At 51.2% G+C, this 20,667-nt stretch carries 19 protein-coding genes; 12 read left to right on the plus strand and 7 right to left on the minus strand.

The genetic code is table 11. The features are described 5' to 3' along the window. Window positions 1-104: 104 nt before the first annotated feature. Window positions 105-779: a transglutaminase-like cysteine peptidase gene (locus MET42_RS0109095; RefSeq protein WP_019882604.1), complete on the minus strand. Its 675-nt coding sequence runs from the start codon at window positions 777-779 to the stop codon at window positions 105-107. Window positions 780-848: 69 nt separating this feature from the next. Next, entirely contained in the window at window positions 849-971 is a 123-nt protein-coding gene (locus tag MET42_RS14975) for a hypothetical protein (protein WP_019882605.1), read from the minus strand. Between MET42_RS14975 and purB the strand changes: the two genes are divergently transcribed. The 11 genes from purB (at window position 970) to MET42_RS0109155 (ending at window position 12,941) form a co-directional block, all read left to right on the plus strand. Continuing rightward, complete coding sequence (purB, locus tag MET42_RS0109105) at window positions 970-2,343, plus strand: adenylosuccinate lyase (protein ID WP_019882606.1); 1,374 nt, start codon at window positions 970-972, stop codon at window positions 2,341-2,343. The two genes, MET42_RS14975 and purB, sit on opposite strands and share 2 nt — an antisense overlap. Before the next feature lie 149 nt (window positions 2,344-2,492). Further along, on the plus strand, window positions 2,493-4,256 hold the full coding sequence (locus MET42_RS0109110) for an autotransporter assembly complex family protein (protein WP_232411431.1): 1,764 nt from the start codon (window positions 2,493-2,495) through the stop codon (window positions 4,254-4,256). After that, on the plus strand, window positions 4,256-7,558 hold the full coding sequence (locus MET42_RS0109115; protein WP_019882608.1) for a translocation/assembly module TamB domain-containing protein: 3,303 nt from the start codon (window positions 4,256-4,258) through the stop codon (window positions 7,556-7,558). The genes MET42_RS0109110 and MET42_RS0109115 overlap by 1 nt, the downstream gene beginning before the upstream one ends. 16 nt (window positions 7,559-7,574) lie before the next feature. Continuing rightward, window positions 7,575-8,399: an NYN domain-containing protein gene (locus MET42_RS0109120; RefSeq protein WP_019882609.1), complete on the plus strand. Its 825-nt coding sequence runs from the start codon at window positions 7,575-7,577 to the stop codon at window positions 8,397-8,399. Then, the gene (wrbA, locus tag MET42_RS0109125; RefSeq protein WP_019882610.1) at window positions 8,396-8,986 is read left to right on the plus strand and encodes an NAD(P)H:quinone oxidoreductase; all 591 of its coding nucleotides are present in this window, start codon (window positions 8,396-8,398) and stop codon (window positions 8,984-8,986) included. The genes MET42_RS0109120 and wrbA overlap by 4 nt, the downstream gene beginning before the upstream one ends. 23 nt (window positions 8,987-9,009) lie before the next feature. Then, entirely contained in the window at window positions 9,010-9,735 is a 726-nt protein-coding gene (locus tag MET42_RS0109130; protein WP_019882611.1) for a HugZ family protein, read from the plus strand. Then, window positions 9,732-10,094 (plus strand): DUF2069 domain-containing protein, encoded by a 363-nt coding sequence (locus MET42_RS0109135; RefSeq protein WP_019882612.1) that lies wholly within the window; start codon window positions 9,732-9,734, stop codon window positions 10,092-10,094. The genes MET42_RS0109130 and MET42_RS0109135 overlap by 4 nt, the downstream gene beginning before the upstream one ends. Before the next feature lie 96 nt (window positions 10,095-10,190). Next, window positions 10,191-10,940 (plus strand): 5'/3'-nucleotidase SurE, encoded by a 750-nt coding sequence (gene surE / locus MET42_RS0109140; protein ID WP_019882613.1) that lies wholly within the window; start codon window positions 10,191-10,193, stop codon window positions 10,938-10,940. Between the two features lie 44 nt (window positions 10,941-10,984). Then, window positions 10,985-11,620 (plus strand): protein-L-isoaspartate(D-aspartate) O-methyltransferase, encoded by a 636-nt coding sequence (locus MET42_RS0109145; RefSeq protein WP_019882614.1) that lies wholly within the window; start codon window positions 10,985-10,987, stop codon window positions 11,618-11,620. Continuing rightward, complete coding sequence (locus MET42_RS0109150) at window positions 11,617-12,510, plus strand: peptidoglycan DD-metalloendopeptidase family protein (protein ID WP_019882615.1); 894 nt, start codon at window positions 11,617-11,619, stop codon at window positions 12,508-12,510. The genes MET42_RS0109145 and MET42_RS0109150 overlap by 4 nt, the downstream gene beginning before the upstream one ends. A gap of 83 nt (window positions 12,511-12,593) precedes the next feature. Then, the gene (locus MET42_RS0109155) at window positions 12,594-12,941 is read left to right on the plus strand and encodes a hypothetical protein (RefSeq protein ID WP_019882616.1); all 348 of its coding nucleotides are present in this window, start codon (window positions 12,594-12,596) and stop codon (window positions 12,939-12,941) included. A 44-nt stretch (window positions 12,942-12,985) separates the two neighbouring features. Here MET42_RS0109155 and leuA read toward each other — a convergent pair whose 3' ends face one another. Beyond that, window positions 12,986-14,671, minus strand: coding sequence for a 2-isopropylmalate synthase (leuA, locus tag MET42_RS0109160; RefSeq protein ID WP_019882617.1), 1,686 nt, complete (start codon window positions 14,669-14,671; stop codon window positions 12,986-12,988). A gap of 163 nt (window positions 14,672-14,834) precedes the next feature. Between leuA and MET42_RS0109165 the strand changes: the two genes are divergently transcribed. After that, window positions 14,835-15,299 carry an Lrp/AsnC family transcriptional regulator gene (locus tag MET42_RS0109165; RefSeq protein ID WP_019882618.1) on the plus strand — a complete coding sequence of 155 codons (465 nt, stop codon included), beginning with the start codon at window positions 14,835-14,837 and terminating at the stop codon, window positions 15,297-15,299. 581 nt (window positions 15,300-15,880) lie between these two features. Here MET42_RS0109165 and MET42_RS0109175 read toward each other — a convergent pair. The 4 genes from MET42_RS0109175 to mutS form a co-directional block, all read right to left on the minus strand. Further along, a complete protein-coding gene (locus tag MET42_RS0109175) occupies window positions 15,881-16,249 on the minus strand; it encodes a co-chaperone YbbN (protein ID WP_019882621.1) in 369 nt (122 codons plus the stop codon). Between the two features lie 150 nt (window positions 16,250-16,399). After that, window positions 16,400-16,933 (minus strand): PEP-CTERM sorting domain-containing protein, encoded by a 534-nt coding sequence (locus MET42_RS0109180; protein ID WP_019882622.1) that lies wholly within the window; start codon window positions 16,931-16,933, stop codon window positions 16,400-16,402. Window positions 16,934-17,099: 166 nt separating this feature from the next. Further along, on the minus strand, window positions 17,100-17,693 hold the full coding sequence (locus tag MET42_RS0109185) for a nitroreductase family protein (RefSeq protein WP_019882625.1): 594 nt from the start codon (window positions 17,691-17,693) through the stop codon (window positions 17,100-17,102). Window positions 17,694-17,703: 10 nt separating this feature from the next. Continuing rightward, entirely contained in the window at window positions 17,704-20,250 is a 2,547-nt protein-coding gene (gene mutS / locus MET42_RS0109190; RefSeq protein ID WP_019915254.1) for a DNA mismatch repair protein MutS, read from the minus strand. Between the last annotated feature and the right edge of the window lie 417 nt (window positions 20,251-20,667).

Below are 20,667 nucleotides of genomic sequence, written 5' to 3' on the forward strand. Positions count from 1 at the left end.
ACTTTCCTGGGGGAGACCAGATAATGGCCCGCCGCTTGTGCAGGCTTTGACCATCAGCCTAGCATTAAGCCCCCATAATAACCACACCCCTAACAGGTTTTTAATCATTCCAATCCATCCTGTCGCATACGCGTCAATACATCACGCCATTTGGAGATATTGGAAGGCGAACCTGCCCGCATATTCGGGTTATTTGCTACGAATAACCCTTTATCATTAAAGCTGAATACTGGAGACAAATCACCGCGCTTGGAGGCGGGCAATAATTCAAAATTGAGGTTATCAAGTACCAATGGATCGCTATTCGGCGTCGCATAATAGGTCAATACCATATGTGGACGAATGGAACCGCTAGGCATGCGCGCCCGAACATAAGTCAGCCGTAACTTGTCTTGCGACACGCCCAGCTTTTTCAGCAAGGTATATTTGGCAATACTGAAGTCTTCACAGTCACCCGCCCCTTTGCCAAAGGTCTCTAGGGGGCTAGCCCAGTAATCTTCCATGCCCCACAAGGTAATATCATCCACAAACAACACGTGCTGATTGGTAAAATCATTCACCATATGTACCTTGGTCATCTCGCTGGCACCGGCCACCTGGGCGAACATCTCATTCATGCGCATGACATTCTGGTAAGCCTCTTCGCCGTAGCGTTGCCTGACTTTTTCCAGCATGGCCAGCACATAGTCATCCGCCTGTATCTGCGACCATAGCAGGCACAGCCCCAGGCACAAGCCTGTCAGCAAGCGGACAAAAGATGAGTTTACGTGGCGTCTCATGTGAAATTCATTCCCAGTGAGCGATTATGTCACGGCTAAATCAAGCACAATTTACCAAACAAAGCGGTTTTAATCGACAATTTCAGCGCGCCCACCCTCCCGGCTCATCACAAGCAAACCACATTCAACAAAGACAAGTGTGGCTGGATTGGGTAAAATATCGGCTTTTGAATCGATAAGTTTTTTACTCATGACGTCTCTCACCACGCTCAATGCACTGTCACCACTGGATGGTCGCTATCAATCCAAACTCGATCCTTTACGTCCTTTTTTCAGTGAATATGCACTGATTAAATACAGGGCGCTGGTTGAAGTGGCGTGGTTGAAAGCACTCAGCGCAGCGTCTGAACTGGCAGAAATCGCACCGTTCAGCCCTGAAACCATCGCCGAGCTGGATGCTGCCATTACCGCCTTCAGCGAAGCAGATGCGACGCAAGTCAAGGCGATTGAAGCACGCACCAATCATGATGTAAAAGCACTCGAATACTGGCTGAAAGAAAAGTTTGACGGTAACCCGGAGATCAAAAAGGCCAGCGAATTCATTCATTTTGCCTGCACCTCGGAAGACATTAATAACCTGTCGCATGCCCTGATGCTGAAATCTGCGCGCGATGCCGTCATGCAACCTAACCTGCAAACGGTGATTGCACGCCTGACAGAACTCGCGCATGCGCTGGCTGATCAGCCCATGCTGTCCCGTACGCATGGCCAAACTGCCAGCCCTTCCACCATGGGTAAAGAACTGGCCAACGTGGTCTACCGCCTGCAACGCCAATTCAAGCAACTGCAAGCCAATGAAGTGCTAGGCAAAATCAACGGTGCAGTGGGTAACTTTAATGCACACCTGTCTGCCTACCCCGAGTTTGACTGGGAAGGCTTTGCCAAACGCTTTGTCGAATCACTGGGTTTGACCTACAACCCGATGACCATCCAGATTGAGCCACACGACTATATGGCTGAAATGTATGACACCCTGTCACGCATCAATACTATTCTGATCGACCTCAACCGCGATATCTGGGGCTATATTTCTGTTGGCTATTTCAAGCAGAAGGTCAAAGCTGGCGAAATCGGCTCTTCTACCATGCCGCATAAGGTCAACCCGATTGACTTCGAAAACTCTGAAGGCAATCTTGGGCTGGCCAATGCTGTGTTGCGCCACCTGGCAGAGAAACTGCCTATCTCTCGCTGGCAGCGTGACCTGACCGACTCTACCGTATTGCGCAATATGGGGGTGGCATTTGGCTACACTTTGCTAGGCTATGACTCTTGCCTGCGCGGTTTAAACAAGTTGGAAGTCAACCCACAACGTTTGGCAGAAGACCTGGACAATAGCTGGGAAGTGCTGGCTGAACCTATCCAGACCGTGATGCGTCGTTATGGCATTGAGAATCCATACGAGCAATTAAAAGAACTGACGCGCGGCAAAGGTGGCATCAACAAACAATCATTGCATGCGTTTATTGAAACCCTGCAAATTCCAGCTGAAGCCAAACAGGCATTGCTGGCCCTCACCCCTGCAACTTATACCGGCAAGGCCAGTCAACTAGTGAAGCATATTTAAACCATAGTCTTTACCAAGTCGATTTGATCCGGGATTTTCTTGCTCATCATGTAAAACATCCCGCTTATGAACAGGCAGCACACATGTTGTACCGCTGCCTGCTCTGGGCAAACGCCACGTGCAAGCAGTTAATGCACCTGGCACTGACTTTGACAGCACTAACCCTGATGTTGCTGACTACCACCTGTCAGGCTCAAGATAGTCCTTGGTTTGACGTCAAACCAGGCAACAGCTACCAGACACGCTTCTCACTTGCTAACGACGCAAGCGCCGAAGACACTTCGGCCTTGCGTGAGCTGCTGCAAAAACACCTGACCATACACGAAGCCATGCAAAACCCGCGCATGAACGACAATGAATGGCGCCGGCTAGTACAAAAAACACCACAGGAAATCGCTGACCTGCTGGCAACCGAAGGCTATTTCAAAACAAAAACCATTAGTGTGCAACCAACCGCCAATCTGGCCGAATTCCATATCAAGCTGCCACCACAAGCCAAAGTGAGTCAGGTCAACGTAGCCATCACTGGCGAAATCCAGCAAGCCAGCCATCAGTCGACATTGGAAGCCGCCCAGAAAAGCTGGCCACTGCCCGTCAACAGCCCCTTTACCCAGCAAGCCTGGAGTACGGCCAAACGCGAATTACTGGCGACATTGCTGCGCGCAGAATTCCCCAATGCCAGAATCACCACGTCACAAGCCATGGTCAATCCGCAAACACAAGCGGTGTTGATTACGCTGGCAATGGATTCCGGTCCTGCAGTACGCATTGGTGAAGTCCGTATTCACGGATTGCAGCACTACCAAGAGTCACTGGTGCGCCCGCTTAATACGCTAAAAACCGGCGCGCCCTATCGCCAGGCAGATTTACTCACGTTGCAAAACAGTTTTATGGCCACCGGCAAATTTCGCTCGGTAGATGTCGTTGCCAAAACCGAAGCACTCAATGCCGATCATAGTGCCGACATAGACGTGACCGTGCACGAAATGGAACAAAATACCTTTCGCATTGGTACAGGCGCCAGCACCAACACTGGCGCCCGTATTGTATTTAACTACACCGACCGCAACCTGTTTGACCGTGGTTTGCTGTGGGATAGCAGCTTGCGGCTGGAACAGCGTCTACAAGCTGTCACCTCTAATATCACTTTCCTCACTGATGATAAAGGCTACCGGGACAGCATCCAGAATAGCGTCACACGCACAGACCTCGAAGGCCAAATCACTACCGCCGTACAAAACGGTGTACGTCGTTACTGGGGTCAACCTAGTATTTTTGAACAATATATAGGGGCCAATTTACTATATGAATTCTTGACCGTGGATGGTGAATCTTCGCAATTCAACAAAGCCGCGACGCTGGCCTATGGCCTGAATATGCGCAAGCTGGATCATCCGCTGGCGCCCACTAAAGGCTGGATTTTAAATACCCAGTTCCAACTGGCCCCTTTGGACAAGTTGTCAGATGGTCGTTTTCTGCAATCGCAAGCCCGGTTACAGGCGTTTTATCCACTGACGCAATCCACACAATGGCTGGGCCGTATCGAAGTGGGCTCGGTCACCGGCGCGCGCAGTGTGCCAGCCACTTATTTATTCAGGGCTGGTGGCGACCAATCCGTGCGTGGCTATGCCTTCCAGTCACTGGGTGTCAAAGAAGCCGATGCCATTGTTGGTGGCCGTGTGCTACTCACCGGCAGCAGCGAAGTCGTGCAGTGGCTGACCTCATCCTGGGGCGCAGCCATATTTGTCGACTTCGGCAACGCCGCCAATAGCTGGAAAGATTATGACCCGGCCTTGGGCTATGGCCTGGGTGTGCGCTGGCGCAGCCCGATTGGCCCGGTAGGCGTCGATGTCGCCTATGGTGAAGAAACCAAAGAATATCGTTTGCACTTTAACCTGGGCGTGAATTTCTGATGTCACTCACTCACACTTTCAACCGACTGTTCAATATGCTACTCATCGGCATGCTGTGCCTGTCATTGATCATCACGCCGCAAATGGTGTGGGCGGCCAATGTACTGCTGATGACTAGCTTGAAGGCGTTTGAATCTGACCTGGGTAACGCCACCCTGAAGGTAGAAGGCATAGATTCCAATATGCGCCTGGGCGTCACACCCAAAGGCGAACTGACCGTATCGCACTTCCGTGCCAGGCAGATCACCCTGCGCTTTAAACCGGCCACGGAAGTCACGCCAACGCCTAAAGCCGGACAAGCACCGTTACCTGCGCATATCCATATTCCACTGCCGTTTCACTTGTTATCCGGCCAGATTGACAGGCTTACGATTATCCAGGGTGCAAGCACGTCGGATATCACACAGATTCAATTCGACCTGGATGCCGACAACCAGGCCATGCAGTTCCGTATTGCCGAAGCGCACAGCCCCTGGGGCAAAGTCAGCACGCATTTTCAAATGCAGAATGCCGCCCCCTTCTCGCTCAATGGCTGGATGGACGTTCAGCAAGCACAAGGCGACACTCCCTACCATCTGCGCACCGAGCTGCACGGCGACCTCACCCGGCTGGAGATTGCCGCCAATCATCATTACCAGCCACAAGCCAGGCCATTTGCCATCGTACCGGCCGCCGAGGCTACCAATGCTCAGGCCGAAGATATGCTGCAAATCAGCGCCTCGATTGGCCTTGATGAAACACGCCAGAGCCACCTGCTAGTGCATCTGCAGCAATTACAAGCCAAGCATATCCATCCGCAATTGGCTGGCCATATGGACTTAAAAATCGTCGCCGATGGCAGCCTGACCGAACAAGGCCAGATCCTGGCCTCCATAGATGCTGGCGATAGCCGCTTGCAAGGCCAGCCATTGATCGTCCGTGGCACAGCCAGCCTGCAAGGATCACAACTGACAACAATGGATCTGCTCGCGCAACTGGATAAAAACACACTCACTGTGAAAGTAGACCCCGAACCTTCAGGTAACAATCGCAGTACATTGGTCTGGCAGGCAGACCTGGCCAATCTTGCACAATTGATGCCAGGCTTTGCTGGCCGGGTCAAAGGTGCAGGTAGGGTGCAACAATCACCAGACGGCTTTGCCGCGACGTATCAACTCGCTGGCCAGCAATTGCAGTTACCACAAGGCCTGTCACTGAGTGCCTTTGAGGCGCAAGGCCAGGCTGCCAGCCAGTCACAGTCGTCACTGGAAAACCATATCAAATTGCGTGGTTTGTCACAGCAGAATGCACGTGGCATAGACAGCCCGCCGATTGATGCTGAACTCGATCTGAGCGGGTCGCTGGCAAAACATCACTTCGCGTTGAAAATCAATGATGCCGACCCTTTACTGCAACGCAACCTGCTGTTAGCGCTGGATGGTAGCTGGCAAGAAAATACCTGGCAGGCACAACTCACGCAGTTGCAAGACGCTAATGGCAAAGTATTTCAACTGGCGCACCCCGCCAGTCTGAAATGGCAAAACGAACAAGGCTTCCAGTTACAAAATCTGGTTGTTAATGTCCTGGCAGGACAATTGCAACTGGACCAACTGCACTATCGCCCGGCCAAAACAGCCGACCCGCTCACACAACAATCAGCCGAAAAAGTGCAGTTCAGCAGCCAAGGCGCACTCAAGGCATTTCCATTGCAAGCCGTGATGGCATGGCTGGCACCCGCGCAGCCTGAAGCCTTGCCTGCAGACCACTTGCGTGTTTCAGCACAATGGCAACTGGCGCTGGACGAACAGCTCAACGGGACATTACACCTTGAGCGCGCATCAGGTGACTGGCAAGTCTACGACAGCAGCCAGGCGCAGTGGCAAGGGCTGGGCATACAGTCATTATTGGCAGATATCCAGGCGCAGAACAATCGCGTCAGCGTGCAAAGCAGCGTACGTGCAGACACTGCGATAGATCTGCAATTGACAGGCAACACAGTGGTGACCCCAACACAAAGTGGAATAGTGATTCAACGCTCAGCGCCAATCTCGGCACAACTCAAAGCCAATCTCTCAAAACTGGGCTGGCTGGCCAAACTCATGCCAGAGTTGCAGCCAGCAGGCCAATTGCTAATAGATGCCCGGGCCAGCGGTGTGATTGCCCAGCCACAGCTGCAAGGCAGCATTCAAGGCCAGGCCCTTGCCATACAAATACCGTCACAAGGCTTGTGGCTAGAGCAAGGCAGTTTGAATGCCCAACTCGCAGGAGACCAGGTCAATATTGAACACATCCACTTTGCTGGCAAAAGTGGCGAGCTCAATGGCAACGGCCTGCTGACCTTTAGAGAAGACCGCTGGCAACTGGATGCCGCGATGCAACTTAACAAATTACAGGCGCTGTCCAGGGTAGATCGCTGGGTGCAACTCAGCGGTAATACCCAGCTCAGCATGAACAGCGAGCAAACCACGCTCAGCGGCAAGCTCAAGATACATAAAGGCCTGTTTGAGCTGCCTAAAGCCGACAAACCCAAGCTGGACGAAGATGTCGTCATTGAATCGCCGCAAGCCAGCCAGGCTGAGCCAACGTCAAAACTGGTCTTTAACGACTTTGCGCTCGATTTTGGCGACAAACCACTGGTATTACCTTTCAAGGAATCCGAGCAATTCATGTTGCGTGGCCAAGGGCTCAATGGCGCCCTCAGTGGCAATATGCAGCTTAACGGTATGCTGGACGAGCTCACTGCGGCCGGTACACTGGAAATCACCGGCACCTATATCGCTTACGGACAGTCATTGAATATCGAAACAGGCCGCCTGATATTTAGCGGCAAACTACCCAATATCGGCCTGGATGTGCTGGCGACAAGGCAAGTAGAAAGTACCAAAGTGGGTATTCAAATCAATGGCAGCCTGCAAACCCCGCAACTAAAACTGGTCTCAACACCTGATACCAGCAACGAGAATAAAATCTCACTGCTGGTACTGGGGCAGCCCATGTCGCAAGTCGGCAGCAGTGATATGGCCTTGTTATCGGTGGCAGCAGGCGCGCTGTTATCACAAGGCGACTCCGTCTCGCTGCAAACCAAGATTGCGCAAGCGGTTGGCCTGGATAGCATAGATGTACGTGGCACTGGCCCCACCAATTACGCTGTCAGCGTCGGCAAGCGAATCAATCGCAACCTGGTAGTTGGCTACGAAAAAAGCATTGTCGGCCTGTTAAATGTTGGTAAACTCACCTACCAACTGACCAAACGCATTTCCATCGAAACCAGAACCGGCTCTGATAATGCGCTGGATATATTTTATGGTTTTAGCTTTGACTAACTGAGCCTTTAAACACATGAGTTCCGACAAAAACAATCCAAGACTTGCTGTGCTGATCGATGCGGACAATACGTTTAACGTAATTCCTATCATCGATGCGCTATTTGAGGAAATCTCCAAATTCGGCGACGCCAGCATACGTCGCATTTATGGAGACTGGACGCAAAACCAGCTGAGTCGCTGGAAAGAGGTTCTGCCCAAACACGCCATACAACCCATGCAGCAATATGCCAATACCAAAGGTAAAAATGCGACCGACAGCGCACTGATCATTGATGCCATGGATTTACTGTATACCGCGCCACTGGATGGCGTCTGTATCGTTTCCAGCGACAGTGACTTTACCAGGTTGGCCATACGCTTCCGGGAATCTGGAAAATGGGTGTATGGCTTCGGCGAAGCCAAAACCCCTGAGTCGTTACGCGCTGCCTGTAACCAGTTTGTATTTATTGAAATTCTGTCACAAGATAAAAAGGCCGAAGAAGAAACGCCTGTCCCGGCCAATAGCGACAAAGTTACGGCAGATAAACCAGACCATGCTGGTAAAAATGCGAGCCCACCAGCCGAGCCGGTAGCGCTGAGCCCTGTTGTGAGAAGAACCTCACAACAACTGGCGATGGACACAAAACTGGTCTCACTGATACGCTCGGCAATTGAAGCACTGTCTGATGACGACAGCTTTGCCAACTTAAGCGAAGTCAAAAAACATATCATTAAGAACTACTCCGCCTTTGACTCAAGAAACTATGGCTATGCCAAATTTAGCGAGCTTATTCAAACCATAGGGTTATTTGAGCTGGACACTAAAAAGCAACACGTAAAAGATAAACGAAAAAAATGACCGAAATCCTGATTCTTTATTACTCCCAAGGCGGGGCCGTCAAAGAGATGGCACAATTGATTGCGCGTGGTGTGGAAAGTGTCACCGGGGTAACCGCGCGCGTACGCACGGTGCCTAAAGTCTCTGCCAACTGTGAGGCAACCGAAGCCGACATTCCTGCGTCCGGGGCGCCTTATGCTACGTTGCAGGATCTGGAAGACTGTGCCGGGCTGGCCTTGGGCAGCCCGGCCCGTTTTGGTAATATGGCAGCACCGATGAAGTATTTTCTTGATGGCACCGCTGGCCTGTGGCTCAAGGGTGCTCTGATCGGTAAACCAGCGGCGGTATTCACCTCCAGTGGCTCACTGCATGGCGGTAACGAAATGACGCTGATGACCATGATGATTCCGCTCATGCACCACGGCATGCTGATGTTAGGACTACCCTATTCCGAGCCGCAATTGGGTACCACCAAAACGGGCGGCACGCCTTATGGGGCCAGTCACATCGGTGGTGCCATGGATGACCATCCAATCTCGGATGATGAGAAGAAGTTGTGCATGGCGCTGGGGAAACGCCTGGCCGAAACTGCACTCAAATTGCAATAACCGTTTTTCAGGAAAAGTACGCTATGTCTGCTGCCCTCGCCCATGAAGCTCGCCAGTTTCTGTTTTCAACCCGCCATGCCATTTTGTCGACACATTCGATGAAATACCCTGGCTTTCCATTTGGCTCGGTAGCGCCGTTTGTCTGCAACCAGCAGGCTGAGCCGATCATATTAATCAGCACGATTGCCGAGCACACTAAAAACATCCTCGAAAATCCGAAAGTCTCCTTGCTGGTATTTTCAGGCGCAGATGATTTGCAGGCCAATGCACGGTTGACCCTGATGGGTGAAGCCGTTCATTGCGACAAACAGGACGAAGATTTGCGTGCCCGTTATCTGCGCTACTTGCCACAGGCCGCTAGTTACTTTGATATGCATGATTTCCATTTTTACCGTATCCAGGTTAAACAGGTGCGCTATATCGCCGGTTTTGGCCGCATGGGCTGGTTTGAAGGCCATGCGCTGAATGATGGCCTGGCAGAGAGTATGTTGTCGGCGCAAGAAGGCGGCATCGTCGCGCATATGAACGAAGACCACAAAGACAGCTTGCTGCAATATTGCCAACATGTGCATGGGGTGGCAGCTGATCACGCAGAAATGGTTGGCCTGGATGCCGACGGCTTTGATGTGCAATATCATCAAGGCGAAGAAATACATGGCCAGTTACGTTTTCAATTTGAACAACCCGTATTAAACGCGATGGATGCACGCAAAGCACTGGTCGCCTTATCACAAGCCTGCCGATCATGATTCCACGTATTTTATCCATCAGCCGCATCGCGGCAAGTATCAGCCTGCTTGGCCTCATTGTGTTGTGCCTGGGTTGGGAAATTTTCTGGGCGCCACTGCGGGCCGGTGGCAGCCTATTATTTCTCAAAACCTTGCCATTACTGCTACCGCTATTTGGCATTTTGCGCGGAAAACGCTATACCTACCAATGGTCTGGCATGCTGATCCTGTTCTACTTTACCGAAGGTGCGGTCAGAACCTGGTCAGAAGCAGGTTTATCGCGCTGGCTGGCAGCCAGCGAAGTCATGCTTAGCCTGATTTTCTTTGCCAGCGTCATTGCCTATGCCAAATATACAGGCCGCCGTTACCAGCTTGCCTAAGAGCGTTTTTGTAACGCCCATCAACAGTCTATTTTGCAATAAATTCTTTCATGCGCAGGCGCTGACAAGCCTGGTAAACCTTATATAATATCGGGCATGAGAATTCTGTTATCCAATGATGATGGCTACCTGGCACCGGGCCTAAACGCGCTAGCCACCCACTTAAGCAAAATTGCCGATATCACGGTGGTGGCGCCGGAACGTAACCGCAGCGGCGCCAGCAACTCCTTAACACTGGATCGCCCCTTAAGTGTCAAGCAAGCGGCCAATGGCTTCTATTACGTGAATGGCACGCCGACAGATTGCGTCCACATTGCCCTCACTGGCCTCATGCAGGAAATGCCGGATATGGTCATCAGCGGTATTAATGATGGCGCCAACATGGGCGACGACACCATTTACTCAGGCACCGTCGCCGCTGCGACTGAGGGCTACCTGCTGGGTATCCCTTCGTTTGCCGTCTCCATGGCGCAACACCAGCCCGCGCACTTTGAAACTGCCGCAAAAATTGTGGTTGAGCTGGTCAAACAATATAACCATAGTGAGTTTACTGAGCCCACGCTACTGAATATCAACGTGCCGGATGTACCATTGCAAGATATCAAAGGGCGCCAAATTACCCGTCTGGGTAAACGCCACAAAGCCGAACCGGTCATTCAATTGCAAACCCCGCGTGGCGAAACGGTCTACTGGGTAGGCGCAGCCGGACAACCGAACGACGGCGGCGAAGGCACGGACTTTCATGCGGTGGCGCAAGGCTATGTTTCCATCTCCCCTATCCAGGTAGACCTGACCCGGCACTCTCAAATTGCAACCATGCAACAATGGCTGCAAGCCAAGAATTAAGTATTATGGCGATTCCAAGAACATCAAGTAAAACCGGCATAGGCATGACCTCGTCACGCACGCGTGAACGCATGCTGACACGCCTGCGCGAGCAAGGCATTCAGGATGAGGTGGTGATTGCAGCCATGGCCGATATTCCGCGCCACATCTTTGTCGATGAAGCATTGTCTATTCGCGCCTATGAAGATGTTTCATTGCCGATTGGTTATGGCCAGACCATTTCACAGCCCTATATTGTGGCAAAAATGACGCAAATTCTGCGTAATGGCAAACCGTTAAACAAGGTGCTTGAAATCGGTACTGGCTGCGGCTATCAAACGGCCGTCTTATCACGTGTCAGTGCAGAGGTTTACTCATTAGAGCGCATTCGACCCCTGGTGATGAAGGCCAGAAACCATTTGCGTACCCTCAAATGCACCAACGTCAAACTCGACCACGCCGATGGCAGCCTGGGGTTGAAGAGTTATGGTCCATTTGATGCCATTATGGTAACGGCCGCGGCCAGTCATGTGCCACAAGAACTGGTTGAACAACTGGCCGTTGGCGGCCGCATGGTGATCCCGGTCGGGACCAACGAGCAAGTATTACATCTGATCGAACGCACCGCACAAGGTGTACAACAAATCGCGCTGGAACCAGTGAAGTTTGTTCCATTGTTGGGAGGCACGGCTTTATCATGAATTTACGCACTTTGCTAACGGTATGGGGTGCAGCCTGCACACTGGCAGCTTGCGCGCTGAACTCACCCATGCCGCGTGCGCCAGTCAGCAGCAGCCCGGCCACAAGCGGCGAAAGCAAAGCAGCCGCGCCAGCAGTGTCGACGATAGGCGCCAGCCAGTATCTGGTGCAAAAAGGCGATACGCTGTACAGCATAGGCCGTAAATTTGGCATTCCATTCATGAAGCTGGCCGACATTAACCAGTTGCAGGCGCCCTATGAGATCCACGTCGGCCAAGTGTTGAACCTCAATGCCAAGGCCACCACGGTCAGCAACAAAGCCAATGAAGCAGCCAGTACCGCTGATGATGCAGAAGTTGTGACCTCCGCCATTAGCCGCCCGGATATGAACGCCGCTGGTGACACCGCAGCAACGTCAGCCGCAAACAATCCAGCGTCCACTTCAGCGGATGCTGGCAAAAATGCCACAAGCAGCGATATAGAAGCGATTGCGGATGGTGATATTCAATGGCAATGGCCTTTGGCAGGCAAAGTCAGCACCAGCTTTGACGCACAAACCAACAAGGGCCTCAATATTACCGGTAATGCAGGCCAGGTAATTAATGCAGCCGGTGCAGGCAAAGTGATCTACAGTGGTATGGATGTGCGTGGGTATGGCAAGCTGATTATTATCAAACATAACAGCAACCTGCTGTCAGTCTATGCACATCAAGGTAACTCTTTGGTCAAAGAAGGTGCTTTTGTGGCATCAGGTGAAAAACTTGCGAACTTACCCGCCGCAGCCAATAACAAGTCACCCATGCTACATTTTGAAATCAGGCAAAAAGGCAAACCAGTTGATCCTATCAGCTATTTGCCAGCGAATCCGGCTACAATAAGCAGCAATAGTTAAGCCCGCACTGCCTGACGGGCTCACAAAACCAGCCTTGCGCCTCCGACCTCTTGCGCATGGTTGCTGTTTGAAAGGAGTGCCGTATGGATCCAAACCGTTACAGCAAAAACCGTACGATTCGCCCCGATAGTGCCTGGCAAGTCGTACAGGCACTCGTCACCCTGGGGCTGATGCTCTGCGGCTTTATCGGCATCGCCGTGCACGTGTTTGGCAGTGACCAAGGCCCGGCAGACTGGTTACAATGGGTCACGGCGACACCCATCAACGGTGTGATCACGTTTATCCTGCTGATAGTCGTCGTCGCTTTTCACCGTTACATCACCCATATTAGCAACCAGCAACGCCGCTCTGCCAGCGAGCTGCCTGTCTACGCCATGATGCTGATTGGCGTTTATTTCATTTATACACTGATCACCACAGGTCATTGGTAAGCACACCCCACCAACAGCGTTGATGGCAGGGCGTTACGCATCAATCAAGCGGTTTTAACCAGCGCTGCAGGTTGCACAGCACATCTGTTCATGCCGCTGAAGATTGCCTTGATCGAAGCCGTCACAATATTGGTATCCATGCCCACGCCATAGCAGACCTTGCCCTGGCAGACGACCTCGACAAATGCACAAGCCATCGCCTCCCCGGCTGAACTGCTTGCCCCCAGCGAGCGCTCTTCAAAACTGCGCACCTGCACTTGAATACCGATATTTTGCAGCGCATGAATCGCAGCATCGACCGGCCCATTACCATGCCCACTGGCAATGGTTGGCACACCATCTACCGCAATATGCATGCGGATTGCCTGCCCTTGTGCGTGTGTTTCCAGTTGGTAGTCCTGAAAGTGCATAGGCACTACCGCAGCCACATAATGCGCATTAAACAGTTGCCACAGCTCGGCAGGCCCAACTTCGCTGCCATGCTGATCCGTATATTGCTGCACCACGCCAGAAAACTCCACCTGCATGCGTCTGGGCATCACCACCCCATAATGGCTTTCCATCAGGTAAGCCACCCCGCCCTTGCCTGACTGGCTGTTGACACGAATAATAGAGTCATAATTACGGCCCAGGTCTTTGGGGTCTATCGGCAGGTAAGGCACATTCCAGCGTGCATCTGCTTGCTGACTGGCAAAGCCCTTTTTGATCGCATCCTGGTGTGAGCCAGAAAACGCCGTGAATACCAGATCACCCGCATAAGGATGGCGCGGATGAATCTCGATCTGCGTGCACTCTTCTACCGTACGCCCAATCGCATCAATATCAGAAAAATCCAGGCCAGGATGCACGCCTTGCGTATACATATTCAGTGCCACAGTTACCAGGTCAACATTACCCGTACGCTCACCATGCCCAAACAGGCAACCTTCGACACGGTCAGCGCCCGCCATGATGCCAAGCTCAGTCGCTGCCACGGCTGTGCCGCGGTCATTATGCGGATGCAGGCTCAGAATGACGCTATCGCGGCGCGCCAGATTACGATGCATCCACTCAATCTGGTCCGCATACACATTTGGGCTGGCGACCTCTACCGTCGCCGGACAATTGATAATCACTTTGCGCGCCGGTGTTGCCTCCCAAGCCTCGGTGACCGCATCGCAGACTTCTTTGGAAAATACAAGTTCAGTGGCAGTAAACGTTTCCGGACTATATTGCATGATGATTTCCGTTTCAGGCATGTCAGCTGCCAGCGCCTTCACCAGCTTCACTGAATCGACCGCCATCGCCTTCACTTCCGCCTGGCTCATATTGAATACGACCTCCCTAAACGTAGGTGAAATCGCATTGTAAATATGCACAATCACACGACGTGCGCCACGCACTGACTCCATGGTGCGACGTATCAGGTGCTCACGCGCCTGTGTCAGCACTTCTATCGTCACATCGTCGGGAATGCGTTTTTCCTCAATCAGGCTGCGCACAAAATTAAAGTCAGTTTGCGAAGCCGAAGGAAACGCCACTTCAATCTCTTTAAACCCCATTTGGCATAGCATATTAAACATGCGCAGTTTTTTATCTGCATCCATCGGCTCAAACAATGACTGATTGCCGTCACGCAGATCGGTGCTCATCCAGATCGGCGGCTGGGTAATCACGGCATTCGGCCATTGACGGTCTTTGAGGCTCACGGGGGGGAAAGCCTGATATTTTTGTGCGGATTGTGTCTGCATGCTGTGCTCCATCTGTTTTGTTTTTGACAGAAGACATGATAGAGCTTTGGCAAAAAATTAAATTGCTAATTTAACTAAAATAAGCCAATTTAAAAAATATTATTTCAATATATTAATTATTTTTGTAATATTATTTCAATATTAAATTGAAGTTGAAATTTAAATGAAATTAGACCGATTCGACAAAGCCATTCTCAGCATCCTGCAAACGGACGGACATATCAGCAACCAGGAACTCGCTGACCGGATTGGCCTCTCTCCTGCGCCATGCCTGAGAAGAGTTAAAGCACTAGAACAAGCAGGCCTGATTCTAGGTTATCAAGCATTGGTCGATGCCAAAAAGCTTGGATTGAGCCTGATGGCACTCATCGGTATTTCGATGGATCAACACACCCCCGAACGTTTTGCCAACTTTGAAAGCAGCATCGTTAATATTCCTGAGGTGCTGGAATGCTTGCTGATTACCGGCCAGCAATCGGACTATTTGCTTAAGGTTGTTGTGAAGGACATGGATGATTACCAGCATCTGTTACTGCATAAAATTACCAAAATTGCAGGGGTTACGGGTGTGCATACCAGTTTTGTATTGAGAAATGTGGTGGCACGGGCGAAAGTACCAGTGGATTAGGAGTGAACAAGAAACATGAATTTAGCCAATGTTTACATAGGAATGTAGCGTTTTATTTCGCCTCTAGGCGAGTCACTTTCTGGTGCTTGTCCCCCAGAAAGTAACCAAAGAGGAAGACACCCAGCCATCACGGCCTCCGGCTCCCTTGCGTTGCTCAACAAAGTGGGCGTCCATCGAAACTCGCCCTAGCGGCTTGCACAACCCGCAAGCCACCGCGGAACTCGAACAGCCGATGGCCGAAAGCCCCCACTTCGCCTGCGCTACTCAGCGTGATGGAATGGGATTTATCTCATCTAACCTGCATCACTTCAGTTTGGACGGTTCAAAAACCGGATTCTTTTGTTAAGTCGGTCAAACGATAGCGCTCGTAGGTTTTCGGGGCCCCCATCTGCCGCGCCGAGTAGCGCAGGAAACAAGCGGAAGTTGGGGTGTCTTGTTCTTTGCCTTCTTTCTTATGGACAAGCATAAGAAAGAACGGTCGCCGAAAAGGCGAAAAAAAACTCTCATCACATCACTAATCGACACCCTCAAAAAGCAAAAAGCCATGCAATGCATGGCTTTTTAAATACAACAATCAGCGATTATTGCTTGGCATCTTCCGCCTTGTAATACTCCCGCACAGCTGTCATATCAAACTCACGTGCCCATTTGATAATCTCATCCAATGCCGGCGCACCAATCTCACCCACTTGCGCATGAATACCTGCGCGCTCGCGAATCACCAGCAAGCCTGGAATTTGCTTCACTTCGAAATACTCAGAAATTTCCGGGTCAGTTTCAGTATTCACCATCCCAAACACAATGTCTGGATTTTTGGCCGCAGCAGCCTCAAACGTCGGCGTGAATGCCACACAAGGATCACACCAAGGCGCCCAGAAATCGACAACCACGAACGCATTGCTTTCGATGGTTTCTTTAAAATTATCTTTGGTCAGTGTTACAACCGCCATACTATCTCCAGTCCAAAAAATTGTTTTTTTATAGGTCTTATTTTAACAGACGAAACTGCTACCAGAGAAATTTTCATTGGATGTTGAGACACAAACTCACAAAAACAAAAAAGCCGGCAATCGCCGACTTTTTTGTTTTACACGCTTGAGTTAAGCGTTGTATTTTCTTCTACGTACCAACACAATGGCACCCAGACCTGCCATCAACAAGCCATAAGTTTCTGGCTCTGGTACAGCAGTAACTCTGAATGCATAGTTGAGACTGGTGACATTGTTGTCTCTAACAAAGGCAGAAGCTGCTGAATTAATGTTAGATGCCTCAAATGAATCTACCGGGCCATAGTACAAACCATTGTATTTGTTGCTGTAATCTTGTGCGAACTGTGCGCCACCATAACCAATCACGTCATACCAACCCTGAAAGTTGATGTTTAATGGATTGTTATCAATGGTGCTGATGACATAATCGGAAGCTGAGCCGCCGAATAACAGTGCAGCCGCTTCTTGCGCAGTGTAGGCTAATGGGCCATTAGTGGCATCATAAGCACTATCGCTCCATACTGGTGCTGCATCGTTATAAACAGACCAGCTGCCAACGAAACTATAACTAGCTGCATTCGCCAGTGATACGCCAGCGAACAAGGCGGTAGCTACCAGTGCTTTAAACAAACGTGATATCGACATCTTCTCTCTCCTCAAAGAATAGGCCTGTATTAGCAGGCATTTTTTTAATTAAACCTTTAGTGATGAGCAATCCTAAATCATCAAATAAAATAACTCAACAACAATCTTATTGATTAGCGGCTTATCTACCCAAACGGGCCAATGCCGCATGGGCAAATGTGACGAATTACTGACCTTGCCATACGCCATTAAAAAACAACTCATCTAGTGGTTTGCGGCTACGGGCAGCTACCTCACGGGCTTTGTCCTCTTCCGACAATCCCTCTATGGCAGCCTGATAGCCAACCGTCACCATGGCTAAAATCTGGTAACGTTCAGGCACTTTAAAGGTGGTGCGCGCCTTATCGGCATCAAAGCCCCCCATCTGGTGAGCCATCAAACCCAAAGCAGTGGCTTGCAAGCACAAGTTCTCAGTGGCTGCACCGGTATCATATGCCGCCCATTTATTGGGTTTGTCATTATGGCCAAACAAGGTATCCGCACAAATCAACAACAACACAGGCGCGTTGACTGCCCAGCCTTGATTGCCGGGAACCAGGCAATCAAATGCCGCCTGCCAGGCTTGCATGTTATCTGCCTTGTTACAGAATACATAACGCCACGGTTGATCGCCAAAGCATGAAGGCGCCCAGCGGGCAGCTTCAAGCAGGCTGACCACTTGCTCCTGACTGACAGCTTTGCCCGCATCATAGGCGCGACCGCTCCAGCGGTTGGCAAGCAACTCATGGATGGCTTGTTGGGTAATAGCAGGTTTTTGCATGGTCAAATCCTCACAGTTGTTTTTTCAAAAGATACAGTAACTCTAACGCCTGCTTAGGGGTTAAGTCATCTGGCTGAATACGTTCCAATTCTGCAACCAGCGGGTGCAAAGGCGGCTCCTCTGGCACATGGCTTGCTGCAAACAGGTCATTTTGCGGCGTGGCGGCAATGGTCTGGTTTTCGAGTTGCTGCAATTTGCGCTTGGCCAATTGCACGACTGACTTGGGGATTCCAGCCAGTTGCGCGACCTGGATACCATAGCTCATGGTGGCCGCGCCCTCTTCTACCTTGTGCAAAAAGACAATGCCTTGGCCATGCTCAACCGCATCCAGATGTACATTGGCGGCGTGTTTGGCCTCATCGACAATGCGCGTCAGCTCAAAGTAGTGCGTGGCAAACAAAGTCAGAGATTTGTTTTTCTCCAGTAATTGTTTAGCCACCGCCCACGCCAGGCTCAAACCATCAAAAGTACTGGTGCCGCGGCCGATCTCATCAAGCAATACCAGGCTGTTCGCGCTAGCATTATTCAGGATATTGGCGGTTTCCGTCATCTCTACCATAAAGGTTGAGCGGCCACCTGCCAGGTCATCAGAAGCACCAATGCGGGTGAAAATACGGTCAATATCTCCAATCACCGCAACTTGTGCTGGCACAAAACTGCCGCAATAGGCCAACAACACAATCAGCGCTGTTTGGCGCATAAATGTCGACTTACCACCCATGTTGGGGCCGGTAATCAATAGCAACTGGCGATACGGATTGAGCATCACATCGTTGGCCACATAAGGCTGGGCGATACTTTCCACCACCGGATGGCGCCCATGCTGGATATCCAGGCCAATATCTGGCCGGAATTCCGGCTGTATATAATGAAGCGCACGGGCACGCTCGGCAAAACAGGCCAATACATCTAACGTCGCCACAGCCGTAGCAATCCGTTGCAAGTTTGCAATATGCGGTAACAACGCCTCCAGCACTTGCTCATATAGCATTTTTTCACGTGCCAGCGCCCGCTCGTTGGCACTCAACACTTTGTCTTCAAATGCTTTTAATTCAGGCGTAATAAAGCGTTCTACATTTTTCAAGGTCTGGCGACGACGATACTCGGGCGGTGCACTTTCAGCTTGCAAGCGGCTGATTTCGATATAAAAGCCATGTACGCTGTTGTATTCCACCTTGAGGTTAGCGATGCCGGTACGCGCCTTTTCAGCGGCTTCAAATTGCAGCAAAAAGTCACCATGATCGGTCTGGATCGCACGCAGTTCATCTAACTCAGCATCATAGCCAGTCGCAATCACCCCTCCTTCGCGCAGCACTGCCGAAGGCTCGGCCTGGATTGCCTGCACCAATACCTGCAAGGCATCAGCAGGTACTTGCAACTCTGCCAGCAAGCCTTTTAACAAGCTGGACTCAGGTGGTGGCAGCGTGGTGACAATCGTGGGTAGTTGTAACAAGCTATCGCGCAGACCCGACAAATCACGCGGCCTGGCAGATTTAAGCGCCACGCGCGCAGTCATGCGCTCAATATCACCAATCGGATGCAGCACCTGCTGCAACGTGCTTTCAAGGAATTGATCCAGCAACTCAGCCACAGCCAAATGCCGCTGCTGTATGGTATGTTGATTGCGCAGAGGATGATGCAACCAATGGCGCAACAAACGTGCGCCCATGGCTGTTTGGGTCGAATTCAGCAACGAGTATAAGGTCGGCGTCGTTTCACCGCGTATCGTTGTATCTATTTCCAGATTGCGGCGGGTCGCGGCATCCAGTTGCAGATAGTGATCGCCCTGCTCCACGCGCAAACCCACAATATGCGGCAATGCGGTGCGTTGAGTATGTTTCACATACTCAAGCAAAGCACCCGCAGCAGTCACGGCCGCAGGCATTTCACCACAGCCAAAACCGCCCAGATCATGGGTATTAAACTGCTGCGTCAGGCTGCGATTAGCAGTATCCAGATCAAACTGCCATGGTGCCAGGCGTTTTTTGGCACAGCGGCATTGCTGCAGCACGTCTGAACTATGGTCTTCCGCAATCACCAATTCCGCCGGATGAATACGCTCCAGCTCCTGCGACAAATGCCCCGGCGCAATTTCACTCAACACAAACTCACCCGAGGCCAGGTTGAGCCGTGCCAAACCCAGCACACCCTCACCTTTAGCCACACACAGCAAAGTGTTATCGCGTGTTTCGTCCAGCAGCGCGGCATCCGTCAAGGTACCAGGCGTGAGGATACGCGTCACCTCACGCGCCACCGGTCCTTTAGAGGTCGCCGGATCGCCAACCTGCTCGCAAATCGCCACCGCCTCGCCCATCTTTGCCAGTTTGGCCAGATACCCCTCGGCCGCGTGATAAGGCAAGCCAGCCATTTTGATCGGCTCACCATTACTGGCACCACGACGGGTCAGCGTAATCCCAAGCAAACGCGACGCTTTTTCAGCATCCTCAAAAAATAATTCGTAAAAATCGCCCATGCGGTAAAACAGCAGCATATCGGGATACTGTGCTTTCAACGTCAGGTATTGACGCATCATGGGGGTATGGTTTTCGAAGGACATGCAGGGATACTTTGATTTAGAGATGTTGGAATAAATAGCCACTGCATCTTACAACAAAAGCACGGTTTTTTGCTTAGAGTGCTTTTAGAAAGACAATGATGCAAGAAAGTTATTCTTAACATTTAGAGATGTGAGTTTTTAAGCTGCACTCTCTTTCGCCTCTAGGCGAGTCACTTTCTGGTGCTTGTCCCCCAGAAAGTAACCAAAGAGGAAGACACCCAGCCATCATGGCCTTCGGCTACCTTGCGTTGCTCAACAAAGTGGGCGTCCATCGAAACTCGCCCTGGCGGCTTGCACAAAACGCAAGCCACTGCGGAACTCGGACAGCCGATGGCCGAAAGCCCCCACTTTGTCTCCGCTACTCAGCGTGATGGGATGGGATTTGTCTCGTCAAACTGACATCGTAGCAATTTGGAA

Origin of the sequence: Methylophilus sp. 42 (genome assembly GCF_000384155.1) — a bacterium.
Lineage (GTDB): Bacteria > Pseudomonadota > Gammaproteobacteria > Burkholderiales > Methylophilaceae > Methylophilus.